The following is a 9,486-nucleotide window of genomic DNA, read 5'->3' as shown; positions in this document are numbered from 1 at the left end:
GCCGCGCGGAGCACCATGAACGGCGTCGCTCCCGAAGCGCGTGCCACGGCCGTCAGGCCTCGGTGGACGTCCGCGCCGATGGTGAACGGCACGACGTCGCCCTGGTGCGTCGGCGTGGCGGGGCGCGGGCGATCTGCCGGCAGCGTCGACTCCTCCGGCACGCCGGCGAGGGCCTGCCGCCAGTGCGCGAGCTGGTCGTCCTGCGGGAACCGCTGCTGCCACAGCGCGTAGTCCGCGTACTGGACCGGCAACGGCGTCCACGTCGGTGCGGCGCCGCGGATCCGTGCGGTGTAGGCGTCGGCGAGGTCGGTCAGCAGCGGTCGCATCGACCAGCCGTCGGCCGCGATGTGGTGCACCACGACCAGCAGCACGTGCTCGCGCTCACCGGTGTGGAACAGCCGCACTCGCAACGGGCTCTCGGTGAGGTCGAACGGCCTGCGCGACTCCTCCTCGACGGTGCTGTCCGGCTCGGCGAAGTCGACGACCGCCGGCAGGACCGCCTGGCACACCACGCCGTCCCGCTGGCGGAACACCGTGCGCAACGCCTCGTGCCGGGTCACGACGTCATCGAACGCCGAGCGCAGTGCCACGACGTCGACGTCACCGGTCAGCCGCAGGGCGATCGGGACGTGGTAGGCGGCACCGGGCTGCTGGACCTCCTCGACCGTCCACAGCCGTTGCTGCGCCGACGAAAGCGGCACCAGCTCCGGTCGTTCGACTGGCGTGATCCGTTCCCTGGCGGGACGTCCGCCGTCCAGACGGGCTTCCAGCGCGGCGACGGTCGGGGCGTCGAACACCTCGCGCAGCGAGATCTCGGTGTCGAACGCGGCGCGGATCCGTGCCACCAGCCGGGCGGCGAGCAGCGAATGCCCGCCGAGCGCGAAGAAGTCGTCGTGCACACCCACCATCGACGTGCCCAGCAGGTCCGCGAAGATGCCGCACAGCACTTCCTGACGGGCGGTGCGCGGCGCCGTCGTGCCCGTCGTGACGACCGGTGCGGGCAGCGCGCGGCGATCGATCTTCCCGTTCTGCGTCAGCGGAAGCGCGTCCAGCACGACCACCGCCGGCACCATGAACGCCGGGAGCAACGAGCCGACGTGGTCGCGGGCCTCCTCCGCTGTGATCAGGCCGTCCGGCACGACGTAGGCGACGAGGCGCTTGCCGGTCGCCGGGTCGTCGTGCACGACCACGACCGCGCGGCCGATCCGCTCGTGGCGGGTCAGCGCCGCCTCGATCTCGCCCGGTTCGACCCGGAAGCCCCGGATCTTCACCTGGTGGTCGGCGCGGCCGAGGAACTCGATCACACCATCGTCGCGCCACCGGCCCAGGTCACCGGTCCGGTAGAGGCGGCCGCCGGCGCACGCGACGAACCGTTCTGCGGTCGCGCCCGGCCGGTTGAGGTAGCCGAGTGACAGGCCGTCGCCGCCGATGTAGATCTCCCCCGCGACACCGGGCGGCACCGCGTTGAGGTCGTCGTCCAGCACGTGCACGGTGGTGTGGGCGATCGGCGACCCGATCGGCACCGGCCCGTCGACCTCGGTGATCCGGTGCGTGGTCGCGAAGACCATGCTCTCGACCGGCCCGTAGCCGTTGACCAGCCGGACGTGCGGGTGCTCGCGCAGCACTCGGGCCACGTGGGCGGGTGACGCGGCGTCGCCGCCGGTGATCACCTCGTCGACCCGGCCGAACACCTCGGGGTGCGTGTCGGCGACCGCGGCGAACAGGCCGGCCGACAGCCACAGCCGGTCGACGCCGTGCCGGGCGACCTGCTCGGCGACCAGTGCCGGGTCGGGCACCTGGCCGGGGGCGAGCACGCACGTGCTGCCGTGCAGCAGGGGCTGCCACAGCTCCAGCGCCGCCGCGTCCCACGCCACCGGGGCCGCCTGCAGCCAGGTCCCGCCGCTGCCGGCGAACCGCTGGCCGAAGTGCATCCGCACGGCGGCGCGGTTCGTCGTGATGACGCCCTTCGGCACGCCCGACGAGCCGGACGTGAACATCACGCACGCCACGTCACCGCCGCCCGTCTCGAACCCGGGCCTGGTGGTGCTTTCGCCCGCGACGTCCTCCACTCGCACGACGTCGACGTGCTCCGGGAGCAGGCCGGCGACGGACGGGTGGCTGACGGCGAGGTCGAGCCCGGCCTCGTCCACGATGCGGCCGATCGGGTGCGTCGGGTCGAGCGGCACGTACGCCGCCCCGGTCTTGAGCACGCCGAGCAGGGCCACGACGAACGCCGGTGACCGTTCCACCAGCACGCCGACCAGGTCGCCGCGGCCGACGCCGTGTTCGAGCACCTTGTGCGCCACCTGGTTGGCCCACGCGTCCACCTCGGCGAACGTCAGCCGTTCCGCGCCGAACACCAACGCCACGGCGTCCGGACGGGTCGCGGCCTGCTCCTCGAACAGGCCGGCCAGTGACCGGTCGCGCGGGTAGTCGGCGGTGGTGTCGTTCCACTCAGCGAGCTGGCGGTGTTCCTCGGCGGACAGCACGTCCACCCGCGAAACCCGTGCCTCCGGGTCGATCCCGGTCGCGACGCGTTCGAACCGGGCGATCAGCGACCGGGCCGTCGCGGGGTCGAACAGGTCCGCCGCGTACTCCAGCGTGCCGGTGACGCCCGCCGGGCGGCCGTCCTCGTCGACGGTCTCGGTGAGCATCAGGGCCAGGTCGAACTTGGCTGAGGTGACCGCGATGTCGACCGCCTCACCGTCCAACCCGGACAGTCCGGCGGCCGGCGTCGCGGGCTGGACGGTCACGAACACCTGGAACAGCGGGTGCCGTGCGGGCGACCGGACCGGGTTGAGCTCCTCGACGACCTGGTCGAACGGCAGGTCCTGGTGGTGGTAGGCGGCGAGGTCGGTCTCCCGGACGCGGCCGAGGAGCTCGCGGAACGTCGGGTCGCCGGACACGTCGGTCCGCAGCACCAGCGTGTTGACGAAGAACCCGACCAGGTCGTCGAGCGCCTCGTCGGTGCGGCCGGCGACCGCCGTGCCGAGCGGGATGTCCGTGCCCGCGCCGAGCCGCGACAGCACCAGCGCCAGTGCGGCCTGCACGACCATGAACAGCGTCGCGTCGCAGTCGCGGGCGATCCGCTGGAGCCGGGCGTGCGCCTCGGCGCCGAGCGTCACGGCCAGCTGCTCGCCGCGGTGGCTCGGGGTCTCCGGCCGCGGCCGGTCGGCCGGCAGGGCGATCTCCTCAGGCAGGCCGGCGAGTGCCGTCCGCCAGTGCGCGGCCTGCGCGGTGGTGTCGAGCTCCTGCTGCCACAGCGCGTAGTCCGCGTACTGCACCGCCAACGGCGGCAGGTCCGGTTCCCGGCCGGCGCGGCGCGCGTCGTAGGCGGTGCCGAGGTCGCGCAGCAGCGGTCCCCACGACCAGCCGTCGGTGACGATGTGGTGCAGGACGACCAGCAGGACGTGGTCCTCTTCGGACAGTCGGACCAGCGTGGCCCGCACCGGCAGGTCGTGGGCCAGGTCGAACGGGCGCGCCGACTCGGCGTCCAGCAGCGCGGCCAGCCCGGTCTCCTCGCACCGCGTCACTTCCAGCGGGCTCTCGGCCCGCGGCAGGACGACCTGCTCGGGCACGCCGTCGCGGTCGGGGAACACCGTGCGCAGGACCTCGTGCCGTGCCACGACATCACCGAACGCCGCTCGCAACGCGGTGGTGTCGATCGGTCCGCGCAGCCGCCGTGCGATCGGCACGTGGTAGGTCGAACCCTGCTCCAGCCCGTTGAGGAACCACAACCTGCGCTGGGCGGCCGACAGCGGAAGCCGGTCGGGGCGCTCGGCCGCACGCAGCGCCGGCCTGGCCGACTCCAGGGAGTCCACGCGGGCGTCCAGACCGCGCACGGTCGGCGTGCGGAACACCTCCCGCATCGCCAGCTCGACACCGAGCACGGTGCGCACCCGGCTGACCAGCCTCGCGGCCAGCAGCGAGTGACCGCCCAGGGCGAAGAAGTCGTCGTCCGGCGACACCTCGGGCAGGCCCAGCAGGCCGGCGAAGATCCCGCAGAGGATCTGCTGGCGGGGAGTCCTGGCGGCGTCCCCGGTGGACGCGGCGATCTCGGGGACGGGCAGCGCGGCCCGGTCGAGCTTGCCGTTGGCGGTGCGGGGCAGTTCGTCCAGCACCACGAAAGCCGACGGCACCAGGTGTTCGGGCAGCCGGGCGCGGGCGAAGTCGCGCAGCCCGTGGGCGTCGCCGACGACGTAGGCGGCGAGCCTGGGGCCGTCGAGCACGACGACCTCGGCCTGCCGGACGCCGGGGTGGGCGGTCAGCACGGCCGCCACCTCGCCCGGTTCGACCCGGAACCCGCGGATCTTGACCTGGTCGTCCGCGCGGCCGAGGAACTCCACCGTGCCGTCGCGGTCCTGGCGCACCAGGTCGCCGGTCCGGTACATCCGGCCGCCGAACGGGCTGGCGACGAACCGTTCGGCGGTCGCGGCGCCTTGGCCGAGGTAGCCGTGGGCGAGGCCGGCGCCCGCCATGTAGAGCTCGCCGGGGGTACCCGGCGCGACGAGCCGGAGGTGCCCGTCCAGGACGTAGACCTGCTTGCCCGCCAGCGGACGGCCGACGGGGATGCTGCGGCGGTCCGAGTCCTCCGGCACGATCCGGTGGCACAGGGTGAAGATGGTGTTCTCGAGCGGCGAGTAGCCGTTGACCAGCCGGATGTCCGGGTGGCGTTCCAGCAGGGTCCGCACGTGCGCCTTCGACGCGGCCTCGCCGCCGGTCATCACCTGCCGGACGCCGGCGAACGCGTCCGGGTACTCGTCGAGGACGAAGTTGAGCAGGCTCGCCGAGACGTGAACGGTCGTGACGGCGTGGGCCGCGATCAGCTCGACGATCCGAGCCGGTTCGGGCGACTGGCCGGGCTGCAGCACGCAGGCGGCGCCCGAGAGCAGCGCACCGAACAGTTCGAGTGCGAAGGCGTCCCACGAGACCGGTGCGCACTGGAGCCACACCTCGTCCGCGCCGAACTCCACGAACTCCTGGCCGGTCATGGTGGCGACGACCGCGCGGTGCGAGGTCAGCACGCCCTTCGGTCTGCCGGTCGAGCCCGACGTGAACATCACGCACATCGCGCTGTCCGGCTGAACCCGGCGGTTGAGCGGCGCCGTGTCGTCCTGCGCAGCGTGGACGTCGACCAGCCGGCCGGGCAGCTGCGCCGGGCCGTCCACCACGGTCAGCACGGCACCCGACTGCCGCACGAGTGCGGCCAGGCGCTCCGCCGGGTGGTCGGGGTCGAGCAGCACGTAGGCGGCGCCGAGCTTGAGCACCGCGAGCACGGCGGCGACCAGCTGCGGTCCTCTGGGCAGGCAGATCGCGACGAGCGCGCCCTCGGGCGCGTCGACGTGCCGGGCGAGGCGGTTCGAGTGGGCGTCCAGCTCGGCGTAGGTGGTGCGGCCGTGTTCGTGGATCAGCGCGGTCGCGTCGGGAGTCGCGCAGGCGTGCCGGGTGAAGATCTCGTGCACGCACTCGTCGGTGTTCACGTCACCGGTGTCGTTCCACTCCATGGCGATCGTGTGGCGCTCGGCCGGCGTGAGGAGGTCCACTTCGGACACCCGCGCGTCCGGGTTCGCCGCCACGGCGGCGAGGAACCGCGTGTAGCGGTCAAGGATCGCGGCGGCCGTGGCGCCGGTGAACAGGTCGGTCGCGTACTCCAGGTGGCAGGTCAGGCCGCCGCCGGTCTCGTGCAGGGTCAGCGTGAGGTCGAACTTGGCCGTGTGCCGTTCGACGTCGAGCAGTTCGGCGTCGCAGCCGGGGAACGACGGGTCGGCCTCGGCGTTGTTCTGCAGCACCACCATCACCTGGAACAGCGGGTGCCTGGCGAGGGTGCGCGCCGGGTTCAGCTCCTCGACGACGCGGTCGAACGGCACGTCGGCGTTGGCGTAGCCGGCCAGGCCGGTCTCCCGCACCCGGTTGAGCAGCTCGCGGAACGTCGGGTCGCCGGACACGTCGTTGCGCAGCACCACGGTATTCACGAAGAGCCCCACGAGGTCGTCCAAAGCCTCGTCGTCCCGTCCTGCGACGGGCACGCCCACGGGGATGTCCGTGCCCGCGCCGAGCCGGGACAGCAGCGCGGCGAACGCGGCCTGCACCACCATGGCCCGGGTCGCCTGACCCGACCGCGCCAGCCCGGCCACGTCGGCGGTGACGTGCGCCGTCACCAGTCCGCCGCGGTGGCTGGGAGTGGCGGGGCGGAGGAAGTCCGCCGGCGGGCTCGCCTCGTCCGGCAGTCCGGCCAGGGCGGTGCGCCAGTGGCCGAGCTGCCCGGTGAAGTCCTGGTCCCGCTGCCACAGCACGTGGTCGGAGAAGTCGACGGGCAGTGCTTTCCACTGCGGCGCCGCGCCTTCACGTCGTGCGGCGTAGGCGGCCGACAGGTCGCGCAGCAGAGGCGCGACCGACCAGCCGTCGGCGGCGATGTGGTGCAGGACCAGCAGCAGGACGTGCCGGTCCGCGTCCTCCTCCGCCAGGTAGGCGCGTAGCGGCGGTTCGGTGCGCAGGTCGAACGGCCGGGTCGCGGCCTCCTCCAGTCGCGAGGCCTCCACCGGGACCAGGTCGACGTCGGCGGAGAGCACCTCCTGGTACGGCTCTCCGTCGTGCGCGGGGAAGACCGTGCGCAACGGCTCGTGCCGCTCCACCAGGTCGACCAGGGCCAGGCGCAGCGCGTCCCGGTCGAGCTCGCCGGTGAGGCGCAGGCCGATCGGCACGTTGTAGGCGGCGCTCGGGCCGTGCACGTCCTCCAGCAGCCAGAGCCGGTGCTGCGCGGGGGACAACGGCATCCGCTCCGGGCGCGTCCTCCTCGCCACGGCGGACCGCGCCTGGCCGAGCGAGTCGACCAACGCGTCCAGCGCCGCCGGCGTCGGCCGGTCGAACACGTCCCGCAGCGCCATCTCGACGCCGAACGCGGTGCGCGCCCTGGCGACCAGCCTGGCCGCGAGCAGGGAATGCCCGCCCAGTGCGAAGAAGTCGTCGTCCAACGACACCCGGTCCGCGCCGAGCAGGTCCGCGAAGATCCCGCAGAGGACCTCCTGGCGGGCGGTCCTCGGTGCCCTGCCCCGCGTCCGTGCCCGCTCGGGTTCGGGCAGCGCCCGTCGGTCGAGCTTCCCGTTGGGAGTCAACGGGAACTCGTCGAGGGTGACGACGGCCGCCGGCACCATGTAGTCGGGCAGCCGCTCGGCCAGGTGTTCCCGGAGGCCGTCGGCGTTCCCGACGACGTAGGCGACCAGCCGCTTGCCGGTGCTGCCGTCCGCCCGCACCTCGACCGCGGCGCGGTCGACGCCCGCGAAGGCGAGGATCGCGGCCTCGACCTCGCCGGGTTCGACGCGGTAGCCGCGGATCTTGACCTGGTCGTCGGCGCGGCCCAGGAACTCGACGGTGCCGTCCGCGGTCCACCGGCCGACGTCACCGGTGCGGTACATGCGTTCGCCCGCCCGTGCCACGAACCGCTCGGCCGTCGTGCCGGGCCGGTTCAGGTAGCCGTGCGCGAGACCGTCGCCCGCGAGGTAGATCTCGGCCGCGACGCCCGGCGGCACCGGGTTGAGGTCGCCGTCGAGCAGGTGCACGGTGGTGTTCGCGATGGGCGCGCCGATCGGCACCGGCCCGTCGACCTCGGTGACCTGGTGCGTGGTGACGAACACCATGCTCTCGACCGGCCCGTAGCCGTGCACCAGCCGCACGTCCGGGAACTCCCGCACGACCCTGGCCAGGTGGGCGGCCGACGGGCTCTCGCCGCCGGTCATGACCTGGCGGACGACCTCGAACACCTCGGGGTGGGTGTCCAGCACGGCCGCGAAGAGACCGGCCGACATCCACAACGTGGTGACGCCGTGCCGGGCGACCAGCCTCCCGATGACCGCGGGGTCCGGGACCTGGCCGGGGGCGAGGACGCACGTGCCGCCGTGCAGCAGCGGCGGCCACATCTCCAGGCTCAGCCCGTCCCACGAGACCGGCGCGGACTGGAGCCACACGCCGCCGAAGTCCACATAGGACTGTCCGAGGAAGGTGCGGACGGTGGCGCGGTGCGAGGACATCGCGCCCTTGGGGACGCCGGAGGAGCCGGACGTGAACAGCACGCAGGCCACGTCGTCGGCGGTGAGGTGGACGGCGGGACGGGAGGTGGGCTCGTCACCGGGACCGGCCGGGACCGCCACCGCACCCGGCACGCGGCCGGGCTCGTCGGTCACCACCAGCGCCAGCCGCGCCTGCCCGGCCACCGACGCGATCCGGTCGTCCGGATGTCCGGGGTCGAGCGGCACGTACGCCGCCCCCGCCTTCAGCACGCCGAGGATCGCGGCCACGAAGTCCGGTGAGCGCCGCACCAGCACACCCACCAGGTCGCCGCGCCCGACACCGCGGGCGGCCAGCCGGTGCGCGACCTGGTTCGCCAGCGCGTCCAGCTCTGCGGCCGGCACCTGCCGGTCCTCGAACACCAGCGCCACCGAGTCCGGGCCGGCGTCCACCCGTTCCTCGAACAGCTCCACGAGCGTCCGGTCACGCGGGTAGTCGACGTGCGTGGAGTTCCACTCCGCGAGCTGGGCCTGCTCTTCGGGGAGCAGCAGATCGACTCGCGACAGCGGCACGTCCGGCTGCGACGACCACGAGCTCAGCAACGCCGTGAAGCGGCGGGCCAGCAGCGAGGCCGACGGCTCGTCCCACAGGTCGAGCGCGTAGGTGAGCCAGCCGTGCACGCCGCCGGCGGTCTCGGCGAGGTCGACGGTCAGGTCGAACTTGGCCGGGTGCAGCTCGACGGACCCGGTCTCCACGACCAGCTCCGGGAACGACGGCACCTCGTCCGGTGCGTTCTGGAGCACGAGCATGGTCTGGAACAGCGGGTGCCGCGACCGCGACCGTTCCGGGTTGAGCTCCTCCACCAGCCGCTCGAACGGCAGGTCCTGGTGGGCGAACGCGCCCAGCGCGGACTCCCTGGCCCGCAGCACGAGCTCGCGGAGCGTGGGGTCGCCGGAGACGTCCGTGCGCAGCACCAGGGTGTTGACGAAGAACCCGACCAGGTCGTCCAGCGCCTCGTCGGTCCGGCCGGCCACCGCCGTGCCCAGCGGGATGTCCGTTCCGGCGCCCAGCCTCGACAGCAGCGCCGTCAGACCGGCCTGCAACACCATGAACAGCGTCGAGCCGGTCTCCGCGGCCAGGTCCGTCAGCCTTCGGTGCGACGCGGAGTCCACCGAGATCTCGACCGCGGCACCGCGATGGGTGGCGGCGGCCGGACGGGCGTGGTCGGTCGGCAACGCGATCTGCTCCGGCAGGTCGGCCAGGGCGTCACGCCAGTGCGCGAGCTGCTCGGAGATCTCGCTGTCCGGGTCGTCGTCGGACCCCAGCACCTCCTGCTGCCACACCGTGTAGTCGGCGTACTGGACGGGCAACGGCTCCCAGTCCGGCGCCTGTCCCGCCAGCCGGGCGGTGTAGGCGGTGGCGAGGTCGCGGGTCAACGGTCCCCACGACCAGCCGTCGGTGGCGATGTGGTGCATCACGAAGAGC

1 protein-coding gene is annotated in these 9,486 nt (G+C 73.4%); it reads right to left on the bottom strand.

Translation table 11 applies throughout. The annotated features are described in order from the left end of the window. Nucleotides 1–9,486, bottom strand: a 9,486-nt coding sequence (locus tag VF330_RS41515; RefSeq protein ID WP_330857255.1) for an amino acid adenylation domain-containing protein, incomplete at both ends; no start/stop codon positions are given.

Origin of the sequence: Lentzea sp. (assembly GCF_036380075.1) — a bacterium.
In the GTDB taxonomy this organism is placed as follows: Bacteria; Actinomycetota; Actinomycetes; order Mycobacteriales; family Pseudonocardiaceae; genus Lentzea.
The sequence above is the reverse complement of the archived record's forward strand: the minus strand, read 5'-3'. Positions and strand labels throughout refer to the sequence as shown.